General features: G+C 69.5%; 24 protein-coding genes and 1 riboswitch. Of the genes, 18 read left to right on the forward strand and 6 right to left on the reverse strand.

The window, feature by feature from the left end:
* Nucleotides 1-93 precede the first annotated feature (93 nt).
* The 4 genes from ACFOY2_RS31640 (at nucleotide 94) to ACFOY2_RS31655 (ending at nucleotide 5,313) form a co-directional block, all read left to right on the forward strand.
* On the forward strand, nucleotides 94-1,704 hold the full coding sequence (locus tag ACFOY2_RS31640) for an ABC-F family ATP-binding cassette domain-containing protein (protein ID WP_379531757.1): 1,611 nt from the start codon (nucleotides 94-96) through the stop codon (nucleotides 1,702-1,704).
* Between the two features lie 64 nt (nucleotides 1,705-1,768).
* Nucleotides 1,769-2,578, forward strand: a complete 810-nt coding sequence (locus tag ACFOY2_RS31645) for a hypothetical protein (RefSeq protein ID WP_379531758.1) — start codon at nucleotides 1,769-1,771, stop codon at nucleotides 2,576-2,578.
* Nucleotides 2,579-2,696: 118 nt separating this feature from the next.
* Nucleotides 2,697-4,094, forward strand: coding sequence for an RNA polymerase sigma factor (locus tag ACFOY2_RS31650; RefSeq protein ID WP_379531759.1), 1,398 nt, complete (start codon nucleotides 2,697-2,699; stop codon nucleotides 4,092-4,094).
* A gap of 106 nt (nucleotides 4,095-4,200) precedes the next feature.
* Nucleotides 4,201-5,313: a C40 family peptidase gene (locus ACFOY2_RS31655; protein ID WP_379531760.1), complete on the forward strand. Its 1,113-nt coding sequence runs from the start codon at nucleotides 4,201-4,203 to the stop codon at nucleotides 5,311-5,313.
* Between the two features lie 4 nt (nucleotides 5,314-5,317).
* On the opposite strand, the gene ACFOY2_RS31660 is transcribed toward ACFOY2_RS31655, so the two are convergent.
* Nucleotides 5,318-5,815, reverse strand: coding sequence for an inorganic diphosphatase (locus ACFOY2_RS31660; protein WP_379531761.1), 498 nt, complete (start codon nucleotides 5,813-5,815; stop codon nucleotides 5,318-5,320).
* A gap of 83 nt (nucleotides 5,816-5,898) precedes the next feature.
* Here ACFOY2_RS31660 and dacB point away from each other — a divergent pair, with 83 nt between their 5' ends.
* The 11 genes from dacB (at nucleotide 5,899) to ACFOY2_RS31715 (ending at nucleotide 15,731) form a co-directional block, all read left to right on the forward strand.
* Entirely contained in the window at nucleotides 5,899-7,323 is a 1,425-nt protein-coding gene (gene dacB, locus ACFOY2_RS31665) for a D-alanyl-D-alanine carboxypeptidase/D-alanyl-D-alanine endopeptidase (RefSeq protein ID WP_379531762.1), read from the forward strand.
* Between the two features lie 90 nt (nucleotides 7,324-7,413).
* Complete coding sequence (locus ACFOY2_RS31670) at nucleotides 7,414-8,490, forward strand: zinc-dependent metalloprotease (RefSeq protein WP_379531763.1); 1,077 nt, start codon at nucleotides 7,414-7,416, stop codon at nucleotides 8,488-8,490.
* 183 nt (nucleotides 8,491-8,673) lie between these two features.
* A complete protein-coding gene (tilS, locus tag ACFOY2_RS31675; RefSeq protein WP_379531764.1) occupies nucleotides 8,674-9,684 on the forward strand; it encodes a tRNA lysidine(34) synthetase TilS in 1,011 nt (336 codons plus the stop codon).
* A 10-nt stretch (nucleotides 9,685-9,694) separates the two neighbouring features.
* A complete protein-coding gene (hpt, locus tag ACFOY2_RS31680) occupies nucleotides 9,695-10,246 on the forward strand; it encodes a hypoxanthine phosphoribosyltransferase (protein WP_357806739.1) in 552 nt (183 codons plus the stop codon).
* 238 nt (nucleotides 10,247-10,484) lie between these two features.
* Nucleotides 10,485-12,482: an ATP-dependent zinc metalloprotease FtsH gene (gene ftsH, locus ACFOY2_RS31685; protein WP_379531765.1), complete on the forward strand. Its 1,998-nt coding sequence runs from the start codon at nucleotides 10,485-10,487 to the stop codon at nucleotides 12,480-12,482.
* Nucleotides 12,479-13,057 carry a GTP cyclohydrolase I FolE gene (gene folE, locus ACFOY2_RS31690; protein WP_379531766.1) on the forward strand — a complete coding sequence of 193 codons (579 nt, stop codon included), beginning with the start codon at nucleotides 12,479-12,481 and terminating at the stop codon, nucleotides 13,055-13,057. The genes ftsH and folE overlap by 4 nt, the downstream gene beginning before the upstream one ends.
* A 66-nt stretch (nucleotides 13,058-13,123) precedes the next feature.
* The gene (gene folP, locus ACFOY2_RS31695) at nucleotides 13,124-13,975 is read left to right on the forward strand and encodes a dihydropteroate synthase (RefSeq protein WP_449290149.1); all 852 of its coding nucleotides are present in this window, start codon (nucleotides 13,124-13,126) and stop codon (nucleotides 13,973-13,975) included.
* Nucleotides 13,972-14,418, forward strand: coding sequence for a nuclear transport factor 2 family protein (locus tag ACFOY2_RS31700; RefSeq protein WP_379531767.1), 447 nt, complete (start codon nucleotides 13,972-13,974; stop codon nucleotides 14,416-14,418). The genes folP and ACFOY2_RS31700 overlap by 4 nt, the downstream gene beginning before the upstream one ends.
* A complete protein-coding gene (gene folB / locus ACFOY2_RS31705; RefSeq protein ID WP_379531768.1) occupies nucleotides 14,408-14,773 on the forward strand; it encodes a dihydroneopterin aldolase in 366 nt (121 codons plus the stop codon). The genes ACFOY2_RS31700 and folB overlap by 11 nt, the downstream gene beginning before the upstream one ends.
* Nucleotides 14,770-15,273, forward strand: coding sequence for a 2-amino-4-hydroxy-6-hydroxymethyldihydropteridine diphosphokinase (gene folK, locus ACFOY2_RS31710; protein WP_379531769.1), 504 nt, complete (start codon nucleotides 14,770-14,772; stop codon nucleotides 15,271-15,273). Before folB ends, folK begins: the two co-directional genes overlap by 4 nt.
* A complete protein-coding gene (locus ACFOY2_RS31715) occupies nucleotides 15,270-15,731 on the forward strand; it encodes a DUF3180 domain-containing protein (protein ID WP_379531770.1) in 462 nt (153 codons plus the stop codon). The genes folK and ACFOY2_RS31715 overlap by 4 nt, the downstream gene beginning before the upstream one ends.
* Here the strand turns inward: ACFOY2_RS31715 and ACFOY2_RS31720 are convergent.
* From ACFOY2_RS31720 to ACFOY2_RS31730, 3 genes are read right to left on the reverse strand one after another with little or no spacing between them, the layout of a single operon-like run.
* Nucleotides 15,728-15,913 (reverse strand): hypothetical protein, encoded by a 186-nt coding sequence (locus ACFOY2_RS31720; protein WP_379531771.1) that lies wholly within the window; start codon nucleotides 15,911-15,913, stop codon nucleotides 15,728-15,730. The genes ACFOY2_RS31715 and ACFOY2_RS31720 overlap by 4 nt on opposite strands.
* A 2-nt stretch (nucleotides 15,914-15,915) precedes the next feature.
* On the reverse strand, nucleotides 15,916-17,058 hold the full coding sequence (locus ACFOY2_RS31725; RefSeq protein WP_379531772.1) for an acyltransferase family protein: 1,143 nt from the start codon (nucleotides 17,056-17,058) through the stop codon (nucleotides 15,916-15,918).
* A complete protein-coding gene (locus ACFOY2_RS31730; RefSeq protein ID WP_379531773.1) occupies nucleotides 17,055-18,200 on the reverse strand; it encodes an NADH-quinone oxidoreductase subunit D in 1,146 nt (381 codons plus the stop codon). Before ACFOY2_RS31730 ends, ACFOY2_RS31725 begins: the two co-directional genes overlap by 4 nt.
* Before the next feature lie 124 nt (nucleotides 18,201-18,324).
* On the opposite strand from ACFOY2_RS31730, the gene ACFOY2_RS31735 reads away from it, so the two are divergent.
* A complete protein-coding gene (locus tag ACFOY2_RS31735; RefSeq protein WP_379531774.1) occupies nucleotides 18,325-18,957 on the forward strand; it encodes a DoxX family protein in 633 nt (210 codons plus the stop codon).
* 1 nt (nucleotide 18,958) lies between these two features.
* On the opposite strand, the gene ACFOY2_RS31740 is transcribed toward ACFOY2_RS31735, so the two are convergent.
* The gene (locus tag ACFOY2_RS31740) at nucleotides 18,959-20,245 is read right to left on the reverse strand and encodes an aminotransferase class V-fold PLP-dependent enzyme (RefSeq protein ID WP_379531775.1); all 1,287 of its coding nucleotides are present in this window, start codon (nucleotides 20,243-20,245) and stop codon (nucleotides 18,959-18,961) included.
* Nucleotides 20,246-20,288: 43 nt separating this feature from the next.
* Nucleotides 20,289-20,404: riboswitch (SAM riboswitch) on the reverse strand.
* A gap of 114 nt (nucleotides 20,405-20,518) precedes the next feature.
* Between ACFOY2_RS31740 and ACFOY2_RS31745 the strand changes: the two genes are divergently transcribed.
* Both ACFOY2_RS31745 and ACFOY2_RS31750 read left to right on the forward strand, forming a co-directional pair.
* Nucleotides 20,519-21,268 (forward strand): TerC family protein, encoded by a 750-nt coding sequence (locus ACFOY2_RS31745; RefSeq protein WP_379531776.1) that lies wholly within the window; start codon nucleotides 20,519-20,521, stop codon nucleotides 21,266-21,268.
* Between the two features lie 9 nt (nucleotides 21,269-21,277).
* Nucleotides 21,278-22,471, forward strand: a complete 1,194-nt coding sequence (locus tag ACFOY2_RS31750) for a cytochrome P450 (RefSeq protein ID WP_379531777.1) — start codon at nucleotides 21,278-21,280, stop codon at nucleotides 22,469-22,471.
* Here ACFOY2_RS31750 and ACFOY2_RS31755 read toward each other — a convergent pair.
* The gene (locus tag ACFOY2_RS31755) at nucleotides 22,455-23,417 is read right to left on the reverse strand and encodes an SAM-dependent methyltransferase (RefSeq protein ID WP_379531778.1); all 963 of its coding nucleotides are present in this window, start codon (nucleotides 23,415-23,417) and stop codon (nucleotides 22,455-22,457) included. The two genes, ACFOY2_RS31750 and ACFOY2_RS31755, sit on opposite strands and share 17 nt — an antisense overlap.
* Nucleotides 23,418-23,441: the final 24 nt, after the last annotated feature.

A 23,441-nucleotide genomic window follows, 5' to 3' on the forward strand; every position in this document is an offset into this window, starting at 1 on the left:
CCGATCGCCTCACCGCTGTTGAGGGCGCGGGGTGAAACACCTGAGCCGGAAATCCGGGTGACCCGGCTGAGAGCCTGCCGCTACCCTGCGGACATGGGTCACGTCGAAATAGGACATCTCACGTACGTGCTGCCTGACGGGCGGCCGCTGCTCGACGACGTGTCCTTCAGGATCGGCGAGGGCGTCAAGGCCGCGCTCGTCGGGCCCAACGGCGCGGGCAAGACCACGCTCATGCGCCTGATCGCCGGCGACCTGCAGCCGGTCGACGGCAGCGTGGCCAGCTCGGGCGGGCTGGGCGTGATGCGGCAGTTCATCGGCAGCGTGCGCGACGGCAGCAGCGTGCGCGACCTGCTGCTCGGCGTCGCCCCTCCGGCCGTGCGGCAGGCGGCCGAGCGGCTGGATGACTGCGAGCTGGCGATGATGGAGCGCGACGACGAGCGCACGCAGCTCCGCTACGCGCAGGCCATCAGCGACTACACCGACGCCGGCGGCTACGACATCGAGGTGCTCTGGGACACCTGTACGGTGGCCGCGCTCGGCGTGCCGTACGACCGGGTGAAATATCGTGACGTGGCCACGCTGTCGGGCGGCGAGCAGAAACGGCTCGTCCTTGAGGCGCTGCTGCGCGGCCCCGACCAGACGCTGCTGCTCGACGAGCCCGACAACTACCTCGACGTGCCCGGCAAGGAGTGGCTGGAGCAGCAGCTCAACGAGACGCCCAAGACCGTCCTGCTGGTCAGCCACGACCGCCAGCTCCTGGCGAACGCCGCCGACCGGATCGTCACCGTCGAGTCGGGCAACATCTGGATCCACGGCGGCGGGTTCGCCACGTACGGTGAGGCCCGCAAGGCCCGCAACGAGCGGCTCGACGAGCTGCGCAGGCGCTGGGACGAAGAGCACGCCAAGCTCAAGGCCCTGGTCAACATGCTCAAGAACAAGGCCAGGTACAACGACGGCATGGCCGCCGCCTACCACGCCGCCCAGACGCGGCTGCGCAAGTTCGTGGAGGCGGGGCCGCCCGAGGTGGCCCCGAGCGAGCAGAACATCACGATGCGCCTCAAGGGCGGGCGCACCGGCAAGCGCGCGGTCATCTGCGAGGAACTGGAGCTCACCGGCCTGATGAGGCCGTTCGACCTGGAGGTCTGGTACGGCGAGCGCGTCGCGGTGCTCGGCTCCAACGGCTCGGGCAAATCCCACTTCCTGCGCCTGCTGGCCGGCGAGCCGATCGCCTGCGAGGGCGTCGCCAGGCTGGGTGCCCGCGTCGTGCCGGGCCACTTCGCCCAGACCCACGCCCGGCCCGACCTGTTCGGCCGCACGCCGGTCGAGATCGTCATGGCCGAGCACGCCAAGCTCAAGAACGAGGCCATGAAGGCGCTGGCCCGCTACGAGCTGGCGGGGCTGATCGCCGAGCAGCGCTTCGACACGCTCTCCGGCGGGCAGCAGGCGCGTCTGCAGATCCTGCTGCTGGAGCTGTCGGGGGCCACGCTGCTGCTGCTCGACGAGCCGACCGACAACCTCGACCTGGCCAGCGCCGAGGCGCTCCAGTCGGGGCTCGACGCGTTCGACGGCACGGTCGTGGCGGTCACCCACGACCGCTGGTTCGCCGCCGACTTCGACCGCTACCTGGTCTTCGGCTCCGATGGCACGGTCTACGAGTCACCGGAGCCCGTTTGGGACGAGGCCAGGGTCGTCCGTCCCCGTTAAAGACTTGGTACGGCTGGCGCGTGTCCTCTGCCATCCGTGCCCATGCACGGGTTATCACGGCAAAGTGATCCCGCACAGTCGAATTGTCAGCGTCCTCGCACTAGGGGCACTCGGGGCGATCTGCCTCACTGGGTGCACGCCTGAGGAGCAGCCCGCTCAGGAGCTCAAGCCGCTCGCACTGAAGGAGCAGGTCTCCACCATCGTCAAGTCCGCCGACGGGTACGCCGTGAGCTGGGCCGGCGTGCTCAGCAACGCCAACCCGTGGCATTTCGGCGAGCACGTGGTGGCCACGATCGTGGGCCGCGACGCCAAGGGCACCGAGGTGGTCAGGATGGACCAGCCGCTCGACGCCGTGCCGCCGGGCGGCTCGCTGGCCTTCACCGGCCAGGCGGCCGCCGTGGAGAAGCCGGCCAAGGTGACCATCCAGTACCGCCCGGCGCAGTGGCGGCCCGCGGCGCGTATTCCGTCGGCCTTTCAGCGTTTTCCGATCACCCGAGTCCAGACATTGCGCCAAAAAGATGGCTCGTACCTTATTACCGGCTATGTCGGGAATCCTTATCAAGTGGCGGCCAGCAGCCTGGTCGTGAACGCGCTGCTACGCGACAAGGCGGGCAAACTGCTCGGGGGCGGCAGCACCTTCGTGGACGACGTGAAGGCGGGCAGCCCGCCCCGGTTCATTCTCACCGTGGCCGGGCTGCCCGCCGGGTCCGTGGTGGCCAAGACCGAGGTCACGGCGAGGACCTGGGGGTCCACGGGGCGGCCCTTCGATGACCTCGCGCTCAGCGGGGCGGTTCCGGTGCACACGGTCAAGCCGACGGGCGCGCCGTTCGAGGTGGACCGGAGTACGCAGATCGTTTCTGAGCACAAAGAGTAATTCACTACGCTAAATCCATAAAAATTGGACGAGGATTCCCGGCCTTGTTACCGACAAGAGACACCATCGGCCGGGAATCGGTAGAACTACTAGTTACTAATCCATTACCCTCGGTCACATGAATGACCGCGTTCTGGTCGAAGCACTCCGCGCCCATGATCCGGGCGCCATGCCCGCGCTCTACGACGCCTACGCGGAGAGTGTCTACCGATACTGCTGGTCCCTCCTGCTGAGCGCGGAAAGCGCCCAGGTGGCCCTGCGCGACACGCTGATCGCCGCCGAGGCGCACGTGGGCGCCCTGTCCGACCCCGGCCGCCTCGGCGCCTGGCTGTACGCGCTGGCCAGGATCGAATGCCTGCGCCGCAGGTCCGCCGACCCGCCCGGCGCCGCCGAGGCACTGGCGCAGGCGCCGCCGCTGGACGACCCCGCCGACGCCGACCTGCGGATCATGGCCTGGAACGCCGTCCTCGGTCTGCCGCTCGCCGACCGCGAGGTGCTGGAGCTCACCTACCGGCACGACCTGCCCGCCCACGAGCTCTCCCAGGTGCTCGGCCTCCCCGCGCGCCAGGTCGAGCAGGCCCAGGACGAGGCCCGCGAACGGCTGCGCGACGCGATCACCGCCGAGATCCTGGCCAGGAAGGGCCCCTACGACTGTCCGCGCAGGGCCCGCATCCTGAGCGGCTTCTCCGGCGAGCTGACCCAGGACATGCGCGAGCACCTGGTCAAACACCTGCCGAGGTGCGAGGTCTGCGCGCCCCACCGCGTCCGCGAGGTGTCGGTCGCCAAGGTCTTCGAGCTGCTGCCGAAGGCCGTGCTGCCCGAGGCGTTGCGGATCAGGGTGATGAGCTGCTTCGTCGACCCCGAGTTGCTGCCGTACCGCCGTTACGTCGCCAGGCGTACGGGGGTTTTGGGCGCGGCCGGGTTTCCCGTTCCCGCCGGCAAGAGCGTTCGCAAGTGGCCTCAGGCGGTGGCGGGCGCGCTGGCGGCGGTCGCGGCCGTGGTGGCGATAGCGATGATCTTCCAGCAGATCGGCAGGGAAGGCGGCGGTGCGTCGGCGGTGGCGACGGCCGCGTTCCCGGCGACAGGGGAGCCGCCCGGCATCCGGCTCCCCTGGCAGTCCGAGCCCCCTGACGTGCCGGTGACCGCGGATCCCTCTCTCGACAGCAGGGGCACCCGGCCGATCGGCGTGACGGGTGCCACCACGCTCGCGCCACCGCAGGTCGTACCGTCTCCCGGGCCGGGACGCAGCACGCCCGCGGGCGGCCCCACGCCGTCGCAGCAGCCGCCGAGGCCGTCCGGGCCGTCTGGGGAGCCCAAGCCCGCCGACCCGACGCCGGGGGGCGAGCCGGGCCCGCCCGATCCCACCCCCACCCGCACCCGCACGCCCTGCCCCACGCCGAGGCCGACTCCCACGCCCACTCCGACGCAGACCCCGACGCAGACGCCCACCACCCCGACGCAGACGCCCACCCCCGCGCCGAGCGAGGAGCCCACCGCCTCGCCGGCGGCCCGCTGATCCCTGCGACTCGGGCTGCTGATCTCCAAACCTCGCTCAATTACGTTACGTGAGTGAATCACCGGGAACTGTGTGCATAGAGTCACCAGCGTTGCCGGGGGGATCAATGCGCACATTTCGGGCCGGGCTGCTCGCGTGCTGCCTGATCGTCGCCTTGTGCCCGCCGGTCGAGGCCGACCCGCACCACCCGTCTTCACGCGAGGTGAAGCGGGCCCGCCAGGCCGTGCGGGATCGTTCGAAGGCGCTGGCCGGGGCGACCGCCGAGCTGGTCACGGCGCAGTCGCGGCTCGATGAGCTGGCGGCCCAGGTCGAGCGGCTGGTGGAGGCGTACAACGGCGAACTCGTCCGGCTGCGCCAGGCCCAGGAGGTCCACGAGCAGGCCAGGGCGCGGCTCGCGGCCGCCGACGCCGAGGTGGAACGGGTCCGCCAGGGCGTCGTGCTGCTGGCGGCCGAGAGCTACAGCACGCTGACGATGATGGACCCGGTCATCGGCCTCATGTTCGACCGGGGCGACAAAGAGGGCTTCCTCCACCGGATGGGCGTGCTCGGGCAGCTCGGCGGGGAACGGGCGGCGGTCCTGTCAGGGATGCGCGACGCCCAGCAGGTCGCGGCCATCCTGCGGACGCAGGCCGTCAACGCGTACGCGGCCCAGCAGGCCGCCTCGGAACGCGCCGGGCTGGCCAAGGCCGCCGCCGAGGCCGCCGTGGCCAGGCAGCAGCGCGACACCACGCAGCTGCGGGCCCAGACGGAGACCCTCCAGCGCCGGGTGGACGCGGCCCGCACCCGCGCCCAGCTCATGGCCAGGCGGCGGGCCCAGGCGCTGTCACTGGCCGGGCTGGTCTCCGGCGGCTCGGCCATGGGGGACGTGGCGGCCAACTGGGCGCTCACCCAGCTCGGCAAGCCGTATGTGTGGGCCGCCGACGGCCCCGAGACCTACGACTGCTCGGGGCTGACGATGCGGGCCTGGGAGAGGGTCGGCGTACGGATCGACCACTGGACGGGCACCCAGTGGACGTCAGGACCGCACGTGCCGCTCGACCAGCTCCGCCGCGGCGACCTGCTCTTCTTCGGCCACATCAGCGACGACCCCGGCACCATCCACCACGTCGGCATCTACGTCGGCCGAGGCCAGATGGTGCACGCGCCGCAGACCGGCGACGTGGTGCGGGTCGCCTCGATCTGGAGGGGGGACCTGGTGGGCGCCACCAGGCCCCAATGACGGGTCAGTGCCCGTGGTGCCCCTCTTCCTTGGCCCGGCGGAAGGAACGCTCGATCTCGGCCTCCGCCTCGATGCGGCCCACCCAGTTGGCGCCCTCGACGGACTTGCCGGGCTCCAGGTCCTTGTAGACCTCGAAGAAGTGCTGGATCTCCAGCCGGTCGAACTCCGACACGTGGTGGATGTCCTGGATGTGGTGCATCCGCGGGTCGGTGGACGGCACGCACAGGACCTTGTCGTCGCCGCCCTTCTCGTCGGTCATCCTGAACATGCCGACCGCCCGGCACGTGATGTAGCAGCCGGGGAACGTCGGCTCCTGCAGCAGCACCAGCGCGTCCAACGGGTCGCCGTCCTCGCCGAGGGTGTGCTCGATGAAGCCGTAGTCGGCGGGGTACTGCGTGGAGGTGAACAGGAGCCGGTCAAGCCTGATCTTCCCGGTCTCGTGGTCCACTTCATATTTGTTCCGTTGCCCCTTGGGAATCTCAACGACAACGTCGAACTCCACCGCGGTTCCTCCGCTCAGGCCCCCGGGCGCCCCCGGTGGCGTTAATGTCTCGTAAGCGAACACAGCAAGAGAGGGCAGGCGACGTGGCTCGGCACGACCGGTTGGTGATGCTGGTCACTCTCGCCATGCTGCAGGTGCTGACGATCGTCATCGGCGTGTACGCGATGACCACCGGCTTCAGCCTGGGCGCGTTGACGGGCGGGCCTTCACCGACCGAGCCGACGGCGTCTCCGCCGGATGGGTCTCCTTCCATCCCCGTGATCACCTCGGGGCCTGTGCTGGCCCAGCTCCCGGTGAGGTCAGGGGACGGACCTCTCCCGACTAAGGGTACTTTGACGCAGCAGCTCACCCGTGCCCTGGGTGACAAAGCCATCGGCGACCGGGTCGGTGCGGTCGTACTCGACGCCGCGACCGGCGAGCGGATCTTCGCCTCCGGCGCCGACACCGCCGTCACCCCCGCCTCCACCACGAAGATCGTCATCTGCGCCGCAGCGCTGGCCGCCCTGGGGCCCGACACCCGCCTGTCCACCAAGGTCGTGCAGGGTGCGCGGCCCGGCACCGTCATCCTGGTCGGCGGCGGCGACCCGCTTCTCGCCGGCCCTTCTGCCAAGGCGACCTACCCCAAACAGGCCGGCCTCGCCACGCTGGCCGCGCGTACGGCGGCCACGCTGAAGTCGCAGGGCGTGAAGAAGGTCACGCTCTCGTACGACACCTCGCTCTTCGCGGGACCGTCCACTCCGCAGGGCTGGAAGTCCAGCTACATCCCCGACGGCAACGTCGCCACCGTCCACGCGCTCGCCATGGACGAGGGCCGCCAGAACCCCCGCTACAACGCGCCGCGCGTCCCCGACCCGCCCCAGTACGCCGCCGCCGCCTTCGCCAGGCTGCTGGACAAGGAGGGCATCGCCGTGTCGAAGTCCGTACGCGCGGGCAAGGCCGCCGCGGGCGCACCCGAGCTGGCGAAGGTGGACTCCGCGCCGCTCTACTCCCTGGTCGAGCACACGCTGACGCAGAGCGACAACGACTACGCCGAGGCCCTGATGCGGCACGTGGCCATCAAGGAGGGCCAGGAGGCGTCGTTCGCGGGAGGCGAAAAGGCCGTGATCGCCGTCCTGCAGAGGCTGGGCGCCGCCCAGGGCGTCTCCTCCCTGTCGGACGGCAGCGGCCTGTCCATCCGCAACCGCATCAGCCCGTACGCGCTCGCCAAGATCATCGCCATGGCCGGCTCCCCCAACTACCCCGACCTGCACGCCATCGCCTCCGGCATGCCGATCGCGGGCTTCTCCGGCACGCTGGGCAACGGACGGCGGTTCGTCGCCAGCGACAGCAAGGGGCAGGTGGGGCTGGTCCGCGCCAAGACGGGCACGCTCAACAACGTCAACACGCTGGCCGGGCTGGCCACCACCAAGGACGGGCGGCTGGTCACGTTCGCGTTCATGGCCGACCAGGTGCCGGTCAACGCCGAGCCCGTGCTCGACCGGCTCGCCGCCATCGTCGCCCGCTCCTGACCGGGCCTGCCGCCCTCATGCGGCGGCTTCCCGGGATTCCCCCTGACGGCTTCTTCGCAGCCATGACGAGAACCACGTACGGTGGACGTTATGCAGGTGATCGACTGGGATCTGGCCGTCACGACCGGCACGCGCCTGGTGCGCCCCGGTCCTCAGGTGAGCCGGGAGGAGGCCAGACAGGCCGTCACCGAGCTCCGCACCCTGTCACGTGAGGCCGAGGGCCACGTGCGCGAGTTCACCAAGATCCACACAGAGACCGCGCCGCAGCCCGCGACCATCGTCGACAGGCCGGGCTGGATCAAGGCGAACGTCGAGGGCTTCCGCGTGGTGCTCGAACCGCTGACACAGCGCATGAGCAGCGGCCCCAACGTGCCGCCCGCCATCGTCTCCGCGGTGGGCTCCCGCATCACGGGCGTGGAGGTCGGCGCCGTGCTCGCCTTCCTCGCCTCGCGAGTCCTCGGCCAGTACGAGCTGTTCCTCCCGCCCGACCCCACGGGCCAGGAGGCGGTCGGCCGCCTGACGCTCGTCGCCCCCAACATCGTCCACGCGGAACGCGAGATGGGCGTCGATCCCCACGACTTCCGCCTGTGGGTGTGCCTGCACGAGGAGACCCACCGGGTGCAGTTCACGGGGGTGCCGTGGCTGCGCGAGTACGTCCGCGCGCAGATGACCGAGTTCCTGCTCGCCTCCGACCTCGACCTGCCCACCCTCCTCGAACGCCTCCGCAACGCCGCCGACACGGTGGCCGACGTGGTGCGCGGCGGCGAAGGCAACCTGATCGACGCCATCCAGTCGCCAGGGCAGAAGGAGATCCTCGACCGCCTGACGGCCGTCATGACCCTCGTGGAGGGCCACGGCGACTACGTCATGGACGCGGTGGGGCCGTCGGTGGTGCCCACGGTGGCCGAGATCCGCGGCAAGTTCGCGCAGCGGCGCGAGGGCGGCTCCCGGCTCGACCGCACGGTGCGGAAGCTGCTGGGGATCGAGATCAAGATGAAGCAGTACGCGGAGGGGTCGGCCTTCGTGCACGCTGTGGTGGATCGAGTAGGGATGGACGGATTCAACAAGGTCTGGACGTCGCCGGAGACGCTGCCGACCACCCCGGAGATCTCCGACCCTGACTCCTGGATCAACCGCGTCATCGGCACCCCGGCCCTGCCCGCCTGACCCCACCACCGGCTCCCCACCCCGGGGAGCCGCCAACCGCTTCGGCCGGGCCGTTGCCCACCCTGCCCTGGAGGCACTCCGGCCACCCCCGGCTCACTGGTGGGTCCTATCGCGGTGCGACTCGGTCCAAGGGGTCGCTCGAGGGTGGCTCAGGTGCGTGCGGTGGTGGTGGGAGCCGGGAGAATGGCAGGCGTGGGTCCACATCCAGCCGTAGCCGACGTTCGCAGGGCAGTGCGGGAAGCCCTGGCGGACCTGGATCGGGACGCCCTGGTGGTGGCGGCGTGCAGCGGGGGAGCCGATTCGCTGGCCCTGGCGGCGGCGCTGGCGTTCGTGGCCCCCCGGATGGGCCTGAGGGCGGGCCTGCTGACCGTGGATCACCAGCTCCAGCCCGGTTCGGCCGAACGGGCCCAGACGGTCAAGGCCCTGGCGGAAGGGCTGAAGCTGGCCCCGGTGGAGGTGCTCACCGTCACGGTGGGGACGCGGGGCGGCCCGGAGGCGGCTGCCAGGGACGCCAGGTATGCGGCGCTGGCCGAGGCGGCCGACAGGCTGGGGGCGGCGACGGTGTTGCTGGGCCACACCAGGGACGACCAGGCCGAGACGGTCCTGCTGGGCCTGGCGAGGGGCAGTGGCCCCCGTTCGTTGTCGGGCATGGCCGCCAGGGCAGGTCGTTACCGTCGTCCGTTCCTGGAGATCCCGAGGTCCACCACGGTGCGCGCCTGCGAAGCGCTGGGCCTCGACCCCTGGAACGACCCTCACAACGACGACCCCCGCTTCAGGAGGGTCAGGGTGAGGACGAGGGTTCTGCCCGTTCTGGAGGAGGAGCTCGGCCCGGGGGTGGCGGAGGCGCTGGCGAGGACCGCGGGGCTGGCCCGGGAGGACGCCGACGCCCTCGACCAATGGGCGGAATCGGCGTTCCAGAATTGCGCTCTAAGCGATATCGGCGACTCGGTGACCCATGTGACCCTCGCCGTTCCGGAGCTCGAAAAGCTCCCCGACGCCGTCAGGCGGCGGGTTATCAGGCGCGCGGCCATTACCGCCGGCGCCCCTTCCGGCGTTTTGTCGGCCGCTCATGTACTGGCTGTGGACCGGCTGGTCACGCGGTGGCACGGGCAGAAGGCGATCGACCTGCCAGGGGGTCTGACCGCCTTCCGGCGGTATGGCACCCTGATACTCGCCATCAGTCCCATCCCGTAAGGAACCACAGGTGGACGCTGCCGACATGGGCAAGGACCTTGAGAACGTGCTCATTCCCGAGGACGAGCTCCAGGCCAAGATCAAAGAGCTTGCCGGGCGGATTGACGAGGATTACGCGGGCAAGTCCCTGCTGCTCGTGGGGGTGTTGAAGGGCGCGGTCATGGTGATGGCCGACCTGGCCAGGGCGTTGCACGTGCCCGTGCAGATGGACTGGATGGCGGTGTCGTCGTACGGCGCGGGCACCAGGTCGTCCGGGGTCGTACGCGTGCTGAAAGACCTGGACACCGACATCATGAACCGCCATGTGCTGATCGTCGAGGACATCATCGATTCCGGCCTGACCCTGCACTGGCTGCTGGAAAACCTGAAGTCGCGCGATCCGGCCTCGCTGGAGATCTGCACGGCGCTGCGCAAACCCGACGCGGTGAAGGTGCCGATCGACGTCAAATACGTGGGCTTCGACATTCCCAACGAGTTCGTGATCGGTTACGGTCTTGACTACGCGGAGAGATACAGGAACCTCCCGTTCATCGGCACTCTCGCGCCGCACGTTTATAAGTAGCAATCCCGGCTGTCGCCGGGAACATCGCGCATGGTGACGTACGTTGATAAGGCAAGGCCGGTTGTAGCGGGCGGTCCCTCCGTGCGCGCTACCGGTGTACCTTCGGACTCCGGGAGGGTGACCTCGCGTCCCCTTCGGGTAGTCAGAAGTCGCGGTGTCGGATGCCGCGGCCCCGGGCCAGCCCGGGGTTCCAGGCCATGGGCAGGAAGGGACGGGCCCGCAAGGGGTTCCGCATCGGATGGATCTCAAGCGATTTACACGTGGGCCACTGCTGTGGATCCTGGGCATCGTCGTGCTGCTCCTTCTCGTCACCCAGCTATGGAGCGGCGGGGGAAATTTCAAGCAGGCCGACACGTCCACGGTTCTCCAGCAGATTCGGACCGGAAACGTCAGCAGCGCCAAGATCATTGACAAGGACAACAGGATCGAGCTGACCCTGACCAACCCGGTCGTGGTCAAGCCGGGCGACGCCCCGGCGAAGCTCATCCAGTCCGACTGGGTCACCGGTTACGGCGGCAAGCTGACCGACGAACTCCAGGCTCAGGTCCAGGCGGGCAAGACCAAGAGCTTCGCCACCGAGGTGCCGCAGGAAAACCTGCTGGTCAGCATCCTGATCAGCTTCCTGCCGATCGTTCTCATCGTGCTGCTTTTCCTGTTCATCATGAACCAGATGCAGGGCGGCGGCTCGCGGGTGATGAACTTCGGCAAGTCCAAGGCCAAGCTCATCACCAAAGACACCCCCAAGACCACCTTCGCCGACGTCGCGGGCGCCGACGAGGCCATCGAGGAGCTCCAGGAGATCAAGGAGTTCCTGCAGGCCCCGGCCAAGTTCCAGGCGATCGGCGCCAAGATTCCCAAGGGCGTGCTCCTGTACGGCCCGCCCGGTACCGGCAAGACGCTGCTCGCCCGCGCGGTCGCCGGCGAGGCCGGTGTGCCGTTCTACTCGATCTCCGGTTCCGACTTCGTCGAGATGTTCGTCGGCGTCGGCGCCTCGCGTGTGCGCGACCTGTTCGAGCAGGCGAAGGCGAACGCCCCGGCGATCATCTTCATCGACGAGATCGACGCCGTCGGCCGCCACCGCGGCGCCGGCCTGGGCGGCGGTCACGACGAGCGCGAGCAGACCCTCAACCAGCTGCTCGTCGAGATGGACGGCTTCGACGTCAAGGGCGGCGTGATCCTCATCGCCGCGACCAACCGGCCCGACATCCTCGACCCGGCGCTGCTGCGCCCGGGCCGTTTCGACCGGCAGGTCACCGTCGACAGGCCCGACCTCGAGGGCCGTAAGGGCATCCTCAAGGTCCACGGCCGCGGCAAGCCGTTCTCCCCCGACGTCGACCTCGACGTGATCGCGCGCCGCACCCCCGGGTTCACCGGCGCCGACCTGGCCAACGTGATCAACGAGGCGGCCCTGCTCACCGCGCGGGCCGACCAGAAGCTGATCACGATGGACACCCTTGAGGAGTCGATCGACCGTGTCATGGCAGGGCCCGAGCGCAAGACGCGGGTCATGTCCGACAAGGAGAAGAAGATGATCGCCTATCACGAGGGCGGTCACGCGCTGGTGGCGCACGCGCTACCCAACTCCGACCCGGTCCACAAGATCACGATCCTGTCACGCGGACGCGCCCTCGGTTACACGATGACGCTGCCGATGGAGGACAAGTTCCTGGCCACCAGGTCGGAGATGATGGACCAGCTCGCGATGCTGCTCGGCGGCCGCGCGGCGGAGGAGCTCGTCTTCCACGAGCCCACCACCGGCGCCTCCAACGACATCGAGAAGGCCACGGCCGTCGCCCGCCGCATGGTCACCGAGTACGGCATGAGCGAGCAGCTCGGCGCCCGTAAGTTCGGCAGCGGCCAGGCGGAGGTCTTCCTCGGCCGCGAGATGGGCCACGAGCGCGACTACTCCGAGAAGATCGCCTCCTCGATCGACGAGGAGGTCCGCCGGATGATCGAGACGGCGCACGACCAGGCCTGGGACATCCTGGTCGAATACCGCGACGTGCTCGACAATCTGGTGCTGGAGCTCATGGAGAAGGAGACCCTCTCCCGCGACCAGGTGCTGGGCATCTTCGCGCCCGTGGTCGTCAAGGCGCACCGCCCGTCCTACGCGGGCTACGGCAAGCGGCTTCCCTCCGACCGTCCGCCGATCCTGACGCCGAAGGAGCAGTCGGCCAACGGTTCGCTCACCCCGGGGGGCCACCAGGACGCCCTCCCGTCCGGAGAATCCGCGTGACGCAGCACCAAGTTGATCTTGGTCGGATCGAGAAGGCCGTCCACGAGATCCTCTGCGCCATCGGCGAGGATCCCGACCGCGACGGCCTTCTCGAGACGCCCGCCCGCGTCGCCAGGGCGATGGCCGAGCAGTATTCGGGGCTCGGCCAGGCTCCTGAAGACGTGCTCAACAAGGTGTTCGACGTCGATCACGACGAGATGGTGCTGGTCAGGGACATCGAGGTCTACTCGACCTGCGAGCACCACCTGGTCCCCTTCCACGGGCTGGCCCACGTGGGCTACATCCCCAACGACCGGGGCCAGGTGACGGGCTTGTCGAAGCTGGCGCGCCTGGTGGACGTGTTCGCCCGCCGCCCGCAGGTCCAGGAGCGCATGACGTCCCAGATCGCCGACGCGCTCATGCGGGTGCTGGAGCCGCGCGGGGCGATCGTGGTGGTCGAGGCGGAGCATCTGTGCATGACGATGCGGGGCGTACGCAAGCCGGGCGCCAAGACCGTGACCTCGGCCGTCCGCGGCGACTTCCGCACCAGCGACAAGACCCGTTCAGAGGCGATGGCGCTCATCCTCGGCAGGTAAGGATCGTTATCCACAACTGGGGACCCGAGATGTCAGCAGGTGTGGGGGAGCGCCTAGGCTTGGCCCATGACTAGCGCGCCCATCAATGTGCCGCACGATGCGGAGCGGTGCCTCGTCATGGGTGTGGTCAATGTGACGCCCGATTCGTTCTCCGACGGCGGCCTGTGGTTCGACGAGGCGGCCGCGATCCGGCACGGCTTGGAGCTGGTCGAGGAGGGTGCCGACCTCGTCGACGTGGGCGGTGAGTCCACCCGCCCCGGTGCCGCCCGTGTCTCGCTGGAGGAAGAGCTGGCCAGGGTCGTCCCGGTGATCAGGGCGCTGGCCGCCGAGGGGGTGGCGGTCAGCGTCGACACCATGCGGGCCGAGGTGGCCAGGGCGGCGGTCGAGGCGGGCGCCCGGCTCGTCAACGACGTCAGCGGCGGCCTGGCCGATCCCGAGATGCCCCGCGTGGTGGCCGCGACCGGCGTCACCTACGTGGTGATGCACTGGCGGGGCCACAGCCATGACATGTACTCCCGGGCCGTCTATGCCGACGTGGTCACCGAGGTGCGTGAGGAGTTGAGCAAGCGGGTCGATCTGGTGCTGGCGGAGGGCGTCACGGAGAAGCAGATCGTGGTCGACCCCGGCCTGGGCTTCGCCAAGAACGCCGATCACAACTGGGCGCTGCTGGCCGGCATCCCCGACCTGGCCGAGATGGGCTTCCCGCTGCTCATCGGGGCGTCGCGCAAGCGCTTCCTGGGGCGGCTGCTGGCCGGCCCCGACGGCACGCCACGGCCGTTCAGCCGCAGCGACGCCGCCACGCTGGCCGTCACGGCGCTGGCCGCGCGGGCCGGCGCCTGGTGCGTCCGCGTCCACGAGGTAGGTCCCAACGCCGATGCCGTGCGCGTGGCGGCCGCATGGAAGAGAGCAGGCACATGAGCGTCGACACCGCCGCGATCGAGACGGTCAACCAGGAGTTCTACACCTCGATCGAGAACGCCAATCTCGACAAGATGACCGAGATCTGGGCAGAAGACACCGCGGACGAGCAGGTGAGCTGTGTCCACCCGGGCTGGACCCTGCTGACGGGCCGCTCCGAGGTGTTGCGGTCCTGGGCCCTGATCATGGCCAACACCACCTACATCCAGTTCGTGCTGACCGACGTCAACACGACGGTGCTGGGTGACGTGGCCGTTCTCACCTGTGTGGAGAACATCCTCACCGCCGGCGAGGAGGGCGAGTCCAGCTTCGCCGCGGGCAAGGTGGTGGCCAGCAACGTCTACATCCGCACCTCGCAGGGCTGGCGGTTGTGGATGCACCACGGTTCGCCGGTGCTGCAGGGGGATGACGACGAGGAGGAGGAAGGCGAGCTTGAGCGCTGATCGCATCGCTCTCAAGGGTCTGCGGGTCAGGGGCAGACACGGCGTGCTCGCCGCCGAGCGGGAGCTCGGCCAGGAGTTCGTGATCGACGCGACGCTGTTCCTCGACACGTCACCGGCCGCGGCCGGCGACGATCTCACCAAGACCGTCCACTACGGGGAGCTGGCGCAGGCGCTGGCCGAGGTCGTGGCGGGCGAGCCCGTGGCGCTGATCGAGACGCTCGCGCAGCGCCTGGCCGACGTCTGCCTGGCCAGCGAGCTGGTGGGCAGGGTCGAGGTGAGCGTGCACAAACCGGCGGCGCCGATCCCGCTGCCGTTCGACGACGTGGTCGTGACTATCGAGCGGAGCCGCACATGAAGCTCGTCCTCGCTCTGGGCAGTAACCTGGGGCGTCGGTTCCAGACCTTGCAGGGCGCCCTCGACGTCCTGTTCGACGCGCCGGGGCTGGAGTTCGTCAAGGCGTCGCCCGTCTACGAGACCGATCCCGTCGGCGGCCCGCCGGGCCAGAGGCCCTACCTGAACGCGATCGTGATCGCCGAGACCGACCTGGAGCCGCGCGCGCTGCTCGAACGGGCGCTGAGCGTCGAGGACGCCTTCGGCCGGGTTCGCGACGAGCGCTGGGGGCCGCGTACGCTCGACATCGACCTGATCGTGGTGGGCGAGACCGTTTGCGACGACCCCGATCTGAGACTGCCGCATCCGATGGCGCACGAGCGGGCGTTCGTGCTGGTGCCATGGTCCGACGTCGACGCGCAGGCCAAGGTGCCGGGGCACGGCCCGGTGTCCGAGCTCCTCAAGGGGCTCGACACGCAGGGGGTGCGCCGCCGCGACGATCTGAAACTGCAGAGGCCGGATTGAAGTTGAAGCCCACCCACCCCGGCCGGCTGGTCGGCATCGTCATCGCGGTCGCCCTGCTCACGTGGGCGGTGATCAGGCCCATGTACTCGGAGCTGCCCCTCCTGCCGTGGACCGCGATCCCGACGGTGCTGCTGCTGGCCATCGGCGAGGGCTACAGCGCCTGGGCGACCAAGGCCAGGATCGCCAGGAAGCCCGACACCAAGCCGGTCGAGCCGCTGTCGGTGGCCCGGCTGGCGGCCCTGGGCAAGGCGTCGGCGTACGCGGGGGCTGCCTTCGCCGGGCTGTTCGCCGGGTTCGCCCTCTACACGATGCAGCTCCTCGACCGGGAGACCCCGCGGCGTGAGTTCTTCCTCGCGACGGGCTCGTTCGTGGCCTGCGTGGTGCTCATCTGCGCCGCCCTCTACCTGGAGCACGCCTGCCGCATCCCGAAGGAACCTGACGAGCGCAAGCGCGACTAACGCTCGCCTGACAGGTCTTCCGCGGCGGGACGCGTCCCCGTGCTGAGGCGCTCGCGCCACATCTCGCGCTGCAGCAGGCGCAGCGAGCGGCGGATCACGTCACTCGGCCGTTCGCCTTCCCGAAGGGCGCGGCGGATGATCCGCTCGTCTTCGGCGTTGGCGGGGAAGTCGATGTTGGCCATGGCTAGGAGCCTACGGAGCCGCCCACCTTCCTGTCCTGCTTTTGCCTGACAGGAGGCTTGCGGCGGCCGAAGAGGTAGATGACGGGAAGGGTGCAGATGAGCGGGCCGATGATGGCGATGGGCCGCTCCAGCCACCATTTGAGGTCAGGCGGGATCTTCGTGCCCAGCGTGCCGAACAGCCACCACGACAACCCCAGGGCGATGGCCATCCCGGTGGTGTGGAACAGGAACAGCGGCAGCGCGTACCGGTTGATGAAGCCGTTGACCCGGCGCCAGCCGGGGCGCTCCAGGACGCGCTCCATCGACGGCCGCAACACCTCGACCAGCCCGATCTGGAACAGCAGCAGCGCGACGATGACGAACGTGGGCGGCGCCATGTTGGACCACTTGTCGCCGGGCACGCCCACCATCGAGCCCGGGTAGATGCCCGAGTAGACCAGGCCGAACAGGGCGAACAGGCCGGTCCAGAGCACGGCGATGTCGTAGCGTCTGGGCAGGATGACGACGCGGTCGTAGAAGAACCCGGCCTGGTGGGCCAGGCCCCAGACCAGGAGCATGTTGAGCCAGCCGGCCCACTCGATCCCGTACCGGAAGCGGAACACGTCGACGACCAGGACGGCGCCGCCGAGCCAGATCAGGGCCAGCACGTCGTAGCGGCGGTGCAGCCACAGGGCCACGGGCAGCAGCGCGATCAGCACCAGGTAGACGCCGAGGAACCACAGCGGGCTGAGCACCAGCAGCACCACCCGCCACATCCAGTCGACGTGGAAGGTGAGCGTGACGAAGGCCCCGATGGCGATCCACACGCCGGACAGGAACAACGCCGGCGAGGCCAGGGCGCGGATGCGCCGCCAGACGAACGCGCCGATGCCGACGCCGCGCTGCTTGGCCCGGTGCCAGGACAGCAGGTGCACGTGGCCGCCGACATAGAAGAACAGCGGCAGCACCTGCAGCAGCCAGGTGAGGATCCACAGCCCGGAGGTGAAGCCGAGCGGGCTGGTCGGCTCGGGGCCGTGCGGCTTCCATTCCAGGATCGTGAACGCCCAGTGCCAGACGACCACGACGATCAGGCTCAGGGCGCGCAGCCAGTCGACGTACTTGTCGCGTTCGACGCTTGCTTGCTGGTCGGATGGGGTGGTGGTCACTTGTCGATGTCACCCACGACGAAGAACATCGAGCCGAGAATGGCGACCATGTCGGCGACCAGGTGGCCGGGCAGCATCTCGCGCAGCACCTGGACGTTGCTGTACGACGCGGAGCGCAGCTTGAGCCGCCACGGGGTCTTGTCTCCCTTGGAGACCAGGTAGTAGCCGTTGATGCCGAGCGGGTTCTCGGTCCAGGCGTAGGTGTGCCCCTCGGGCACCTTCAGCACTTTGGGCAGCCGCTGGTTGATCGGCCCTGGAGGCAGCGAGCGCAGGCGGTCGACGCAGGCGTCGGCCAGGTCGAGCGAGACCTTGAGCTGGTTGAGCAGTACCTCGAAGCGGGCGTGGCAGTCGCCGGCGCCGCGGGTGACGACCTTGACGGGCAGCTCGGAGTAGGCCAGGTACGGCTCGTCGCGGCGCAGGTCGAAATCGACGCCCGAGGCGCGGGCGATGGGGCCGCTGACGCCGTACTGGGTGATCTGCTCGGCGGAGAGCACACCGACGCCCCTGGTGCGGGCCATGAAGATCTCGTTGTGCAGGATGAGGTTCTCGATGTCGGGCACGCGGCGGCGGGTCTCGGCGACGGTCTGCGACACCCGGTCGAGCCAGCCCAGCGGCAGGTCCTCCTTCAGCCCGCCGACCCGGTTGAACATGTAGTGCATGCGTCCGCCGGAGATCTCCTCCATGACGGCCTGGATGCGTTCGCGTTCGTTGAAGGAGTAGAACAGCGGCGTCATCGCGCCCAGCTCCAGGGGGTAGGAGCCGAGGAACATCAGGTGGTTGAGCGCCCGGTTGAGCTCGGCCAGGAGTGTACGCGCCCACACGGCCCTGACCGGCGGCTCCATGCCGAGCAGGCGTTCGGCGGCCAGCACCACGCCCAGCTCGTTCGCGAACCCCGACAGCCAGTCGTGCCTGTTGGCCAGCATGATGATCTGGCGGTAGTCGCGGACCTCGAAGAGCTTCTCCGCGCCCCGGTGCATGTAGCCGATGATCGGCTCGGCGGTGGCGATGCGCTCGCCGTCGAGTGTCAGGCGCAGCCTGAGCACCCCATGCGTCGACGGGTGCTGCGGGCCGATGTTGAGGATCATGTCCTCGGTGGCCAGCTCCTTCGCGCCGGCTCCGATTCCGACCACACGTTCCGTCATAGGCCCCATGCTGCCACCGCCGTGGTCGGCGATCCAGCGCGGGGGAGGGTCAAGGAATGGCATTGAAACGCATCCTTAAGACGGACATGGGGAGGAATAGCGGGAACGGGGGGAGAAAAGCACCATGAAGAGAGTTCTCTTCGATATCGCGGCCCTGATCGCGCGGGTGGTGACTGGCGTGATCTTCCTGGCGCACGGGCTGGAGAAGTGGCAGGGCGGCCTCGGCCCGACCTCGCGGGGGTTCACGGACATGGGGATCCCGGTGCCCGAACTCTCCGCCGTGTACGCGACCATCGTGGAGACCGTCGGGGGCCTCTTCCTGATCATCGGCCTGCTGGTGCGGCTGATGGGGGTGCTACTGCTGATCAACATGCTCGGCGCGATCGCGTTCGTGCACGCCTCGCAGGGCGTGCTGGCCGGTAACGACGGCTGGGAGCTGCCCGGCGCGCTCGGCGCGCTCGGCCTGATGTTCGCGGCGCTCGGAGGCGGGCGGATCGGGCTCGACGGCATCATCGGCGCGTTGTTCCGCAGACATTCGGAGCGGCACGCGGCCGAGGCGGAGCTGGCCGCCCATGCGTCCAGGAACGGGAACTTCGCGACGGGCCCCACGAGACCGCAGGACCCGCCCGGCGCGAGCAAACAGCCCAAACAGCAGGCGCCGCCCAGATCGAGCAGGCTCAACGACGACGACATGCGCGACATCGACGCCTTGGTGGCCGACGAGCCGCACCAGCATCCCAAGCCGCCGAACCGCTGAGTCAGCGGGCGACGAGGTCGCGCAGCGCCTTGATGAGCCGGTCCACGTGCTCCCGCGTGGTCCCGATGCCGATCGAGGCCCGAACCGCAGAGGCCGTGTCGTCCTCACAGCCCCCGTCGCTCACATCCAGAAGATGCCGGACGAACGGGTGCGCGCAGAACTTGCCGTCGCGCACGCCGATGCCGTACTCGCCGGAGAGCGCCTCGGCCACCTCGCGCGCCGAGTAACCGGCCACGGTGAACGACACGATGCCGACCCGAGGATGGTCATCCCCCCACAGCGACAGCTCCCGAACACCCTCGATCGAGGCCAGCCCGGAACGCAGCCGGGCGATCAGCTCCTCCTCCTCGCGCACCAGCGCGGTCCACCCCGTGGCGCTGAGGGCGTCGCAGGCCGCGGCCAGCGCGATGGCGCCCAGCACGTTCGGGGTTCCGGCCTCGTGGCGCGGCTCGGGGTCGTCGTGCCACTCGATGGTCTCCTCCACCGAGCGCACCGCGCCGCCGCCCTTGAGGTACGGCTCGCCCTCGGCCAGCCAGTCCCTGCGCCCGACCAGAGCGCCGGCGCCGAAGGGCGCGTACAGCTTGTGTCCTGAGAAGACCACGTAGTCCAGGTCGAGCGCGGTCAGGTTGAGCCGCCGGTGCGGTACGAGCTGCGCCGCGTCCACCAGGATCCTGGCCCCGTGCCGGTGCGCGATGTGGGCCAGCGCGGCGATGGGCCACAGTTCGCCGGTGACGTTGGAGGCGGCGGTGACCACGAGCAGCTTCGGCCCCTCGATCCCGGCCAGCGCCTCGTCGGCGGCGCGGACGGCCGCGCCGGGGAAGGCGGGGGGCGCGAGCCGTACGGACCTGGCCCAGGGCAGGAGCGAGGCGTGGTGCTCGGTGTCGAAGACCACGGCGGTGGTGCCGGCGGGCAGACAGCGGGCCAGCAGGTTCGTGGCGTCGGTGGTGTTGCGGGTGAAGATCACGGCGTCGTCGGGACGCGCGCCGACGAAGGCCCTGACCGTGTGGCGGGACTGCTCGTACCTGGCGGTGGTGAGCTGGGAGGCGTAGCCCGCGCCGCGGTGAACGCTGGAGTAGGCCGGGAGCGCGGCGGTGACGGCGGCGCTGACCGGCTCAAGACAGGGGGCGCTGGCGGCGTAGTCGAGGTTGGCGTAGGACACCAGCTTGCCGCCCTTGACCGGCACTTCGAGGTCGGCGCCGAGCACGGCGGGGATCGACCGGCTCGTGACGGCGGCGGGGGCTTCGTCGATGGGTTCGGTGGCGGCGTTGAAGATCGTCAGCGTGGACACGGCACATCTCCTCAGGGTCATCGGACCCCCGGAGCAGCCACGGAGCCCGCGCTTGCCCGCCACCCTCCGTGGCGGACCAGGTCTTCACCCGGGGCACCCCGCCGCGGACGCGAGGGTTGCCGGCCAGCTAGCCGGGGCTTGACGCTGGCACTCATGACCTACGAACCGCACTATAACCGACGCCAGGCCCTAAAACGCAAGTCCGCGAACTTATGTGACTCCTGACTCGTTGCACCCGGAAACCCGCCACCCCCGCGTCATGGAGGTACACACATGCTGGACTGGGTGACCGACCCGCAGATCTGGATCGGTTTCTTCACCCTGGTCGCCTTGGAGATCGTTCTAGGGATAGACAACATCATCTTCATCTCGATCCTGGCGGGCAAGCTACCTCCTGAGCAGCGGGACAGAGCGCGCGTGCTGGGCCTGGCGGCGGCGCTGATCAGCAGGCTGCTCCTGCTGCTCGCCCTGTCGTGGGTGGTGCAGCTCACCGCGCCGCTGTTCACGGTCTTCGGCCACGAGATATCGGGACGCGACCTGATCCTGTTGCTCGGCGGCCTGTTCCTGCTGGCCAAGAGCGTCACGGAGATCGGCCACAGCATGGACACCCCGCACGGCAAGGACAAGAAGGCCGCCGCCGCGTCCTTCGCCTCCGTGATCGCGCAGATCATGGTGCTGGACATCGTGTTCTCGCTCGACTCGGTCATCACCGCCGTGGGCATGGTCGACGAGCTGGGCGTGATGATCGCGGCCGTCGTGGTGGCCGTGCTGGTGATGTTGTTCGCCTCCGGGCCGATCAGCAGGTTCGTCGACACGCATCCGAGCATCAAGATGCTGGCGCTGGCGTTCCTGGTGCTGATCGGCGTGGTGCTCGTCGCCGAGGGCCTGGACCAGCACATCCCCAAGGGCTACATCTACTTCGCGATGGCGTTCTCGGTCATCGTGGAACTGCTGAACATCCGGGTGCGCAGCAGGAACAACAAGAAGGTTCCGGAGGAGACGGAGGAGAAGGCCACTCCTTAAGATGAAATAGTGCCCTTCGACCCCTGGGATCCTGATTTCGTCGCTCATCCGTACCGGGTCTATGACGAGCTGAGGCGCCAGGCGCCCGTCAGCTACTTCGAGCCGACGGGCCAGTGGCTCGTCTCCCGGCACGCCGACGTCAACGCCCTGCTCAGAGACCGCCGCCTGGGGCGGTCCTACCTGCACGTGGCCACGCACGAGGAGTTCGGCAGGCCGCAGGAGCCGGACTTCCAGGAGCCGTTCTGGCGGGTGATCAGGGCGGGCATGCTGGACGTGGAGCCGCCGGTGCACACCAGGCTGCGCCGGTTGGTCTCCAGGGCGTTCACGCCGCGCATGGTCGAGTCGTTGCGCCCCCGCGTACGCGCCATCGCCGAGAGGCTGGTGGCCGCGTACGCGGACAAGGGCGGCGGAGACCTGATCGCCGAGGTCGCCGAGCCGCTCCCCGTCACCGTGATCGCGGAGATGCTCGGCGTCCCCGACCAGGACCGCCACCTGCTGCGCCCCTGGTCGGCCGACATCTGCCTGATGTACGAACTCAACCCCGGCAGCCAGGCCCAGCACACCGCGGCACGCGCTGCGGAGGAGTTCGCCGGATACCTCAAGTCCCTGGCGGCGCGGCGCCGCCGCGCCCCCGGCGACGACCTGATCAGCGCGCTCACCCAGATCCCGGAGCTCACCGAGGACGAGCTGGTCGGCACGTGCGTCCTGCTGCTCAACGCCGGCCACGAGGCCACCGTGAACGTGACGGGCAACGGCTGGTGGGCCCTGTTCAGGAACCCCGGCGAGCTCCAACGGTTGCGCGAGGACCGTTCGCTGCTGCCCACGGCCGTCGAGGAGCTGATGCGCTGGGACACGCCGCTGCAGATGTTCGAGCGCTGGGTGCTGGAGGACATCGAGGTCCACGGCGTGCGGATCCCGCGCGGGTCGGAGGTGGCCCTGCTGTTCGGCTCGGCCAACCGCGACCCGGCGGTCTTCGACGACCCGGACCGGCTCGACGTGGGCCGCGCCGACAACCCGCACATCTCGTTCGGGGCCGGTATCCACTTCTGCCTGGGCGCGCCGCTGGCCCGCATCGAGCTGATCGAGTCGTTCGGCGCGCTCCTGGACCGCGCGCCCAAGCTGGAGCTGCGGCAGGAGCCCACGTGGAAGCCCGGCTACGTCATTCGCGGCCTGCGCTCACTTGAGCTCACTTTCGCTGGGTGAGCCAGCCGAAGCCGCCGAGCCCGGTGGGATCGATCAGCTCGGCCTCCTCCGAAGCTCTGGCCAGGGCCCGCAGATAGCCCCGTGGATTGGCGCGGGCCAGCTCGACGGGCGGGCGCGCCCCGAGGACGCCCAACTCGCGCAGCGCCTCGCGCTGTGTGGACAAGGTTGTGGATATCGCGCCGGCCCGCCGCCCGGCCTCGGCGCACGCGTCGAGGGCGACATGGGCGGTGATGTCGCAGGTGCCGTCGGGTACGGGCAACACGACCGCCCCGTCGCGGTAGCCGGTCAGCGTCCCGCAGGGCGGGCGGTTATCCACAGGGTGTGCATAATCGATGGCGATCGCCCGTCCCCTGGTGAGGCGCATGAGGACCGACGCCCACGCCTCGTCGCGCGGCCGGCCGATCTCCGCTCGCGAGCCGACCCGGGTCAGCGGCCACCACCGGTCGAGCCAGGCCAGGTCGGCCGGGCTCGGCGGCCCTCCGAGACGCTCCTCGCCCGTACGGGTGTTCACCATGACCAGCCGGGGTCCGTCGGCCGTCTGCTCCACCACGTCGAGCGGCACGTTGTCGAGCCATTCGTTGGCGATGGCCAGCCCCGAGACGCCGGCGGGCAGGCGGTCGCGCCAGCCGATCTCCTTGGGCAGCTCTCGCGGCCTCGGCGACAGGTCCACGGCCGTGATCCGCAGCCGGTCGCGCAGCGTGGGGTCGGCCGCGGCCAGCACCTGCGTGACCAGCACGCCCTCGCCCGCGCCGATGTCGACCAGGTCGAGCACCTCGGGACCGCCGAGTTCGGCGTCCACTTGCGCCAGCAGCGCCACAATCGCCTCCGCGAAGGCGGTCGAGGCGCTCACCGAGGTCCTGAAGTGGCCTGACGGGCGTTCGCGCAGGTAGAAGCCGGCCTCTCCGTACAGCGCGCGCTCTGTCGCGGCGCGCCAGGTGAGCCACATGCCCTGGACTATCTCATGATTTTC

Origin of the sequence: Nonomuraea purpurea, from assembly GCF_042650645.1 — a bacterium.
Lineage (GTDB): Bacteria > Actinomycetota > Actinomycetes > Streptosporangiales > Streptosporangiaceae > Nonomuraea > Nonomuraea purpurea.

Excerpts from the sequence above, each read along its gene's own strand:
- ACFOY2_RS31730 (WP_379531773.1), bottom strand. The coding sequence starts at position 18,200 with ATGACGGAACGTGTGGTCGGAATCGGAGCCGGCGCGAAGGAGCTGGCC.
- ACFOY2_RS31735 (WP_379531774.1), top strand. The coding sequence starts at position 18,325 with ATGAAGAGAGTTCTCTTCGATATCGCGGCCCTGATCGCGCGGGTGGTG.
- folP (WP_449290149.1), top strand. The coding sequence starts at position 13,124 with ATGACTAGCGCGCCCATCAATGTGCCGCACGATGCGGAGCGGTGCCTC.
- folK (WP_379531769.1), top strand. The coding sequence starts at position 14,770 with ATGAAGCTCGTCCTCGCTCTGGGCAGTAACCTGGGGCGTCGGTTCCAG.
- ftsH (WP_379531765.1), top strand. The coding sequence starts at position 10,485 with ATGGATCTCAAGCGATTTACACGTGGGCCACTGCTGTGGATCCTGGGC.
- ACFOY2_RS31700 (WP_379531767.1), top strand. The coding sequence starts at position 13,972 with ATGAGCGTCGACACCGCCGCGATCGAGACGGTCAACCAGGAGTTCTAC.
- ACFOY2_RS31650 (WP_379531759.1), top strand. The coding sequence starts at position 2,697 with ATGAATGACCGCGTTCTGGTCGAAGCACTCCGCGCCCATGATCCGGGC.
- ACFOY2_RS31670 (WP_379531763.1), top strand. The coding sequence starts at position 7,414 with ATGCAGGTGATCGACTGGGATCTGGCCGTCACGACCGGCACGCGCCTG.
- ACFOY2_RS31640 (WP_379531757.1), top strand. The coding sequence starts at position 94 with ATGGGTCACGTCGAAATAGGACATCTCACGTACGTGCTGCCTGACGGG.
- ACFOY2_RS31655 (WP_379531760.1), top strand. The coding sequence starts at position 4,201 with ATGCGCACATTTCGGGCCGGGCTGCTCGCGTGCTGCCTGATCGTCGCC.
- ACFOY2_RS31755 (WP_379531778.1), bottom strand. The coding sequence starts at position 23,417 with ATGTGGCTCACCTGGCGCGCCGCGACAGAGCGCGCGCTGTACGGAGAG.
- ACFOY2_RS31720 (WP_379531771.1), bottom strand. The coding sequence starts at position 15,913 with ATGGCCAACATCGACTTCCCCGCCAACGCCGAAGACGAGCGGATCATC.
- tilS (WP_379531764.1), top strand. The coding sequence starts at position 8,674 with ATGGCAGGCGTGGGTCCACATCCAGCCGTAGCCGACGTTCGCAGGGCA.
- ACFOY2_RS31745 (WP_379531776.1), top strand. The coding sequence starts at position 20,519 with ATGCTGGACTGGGTGACCGACCCGCAGATCTGGATCGGTTTCTTCACC.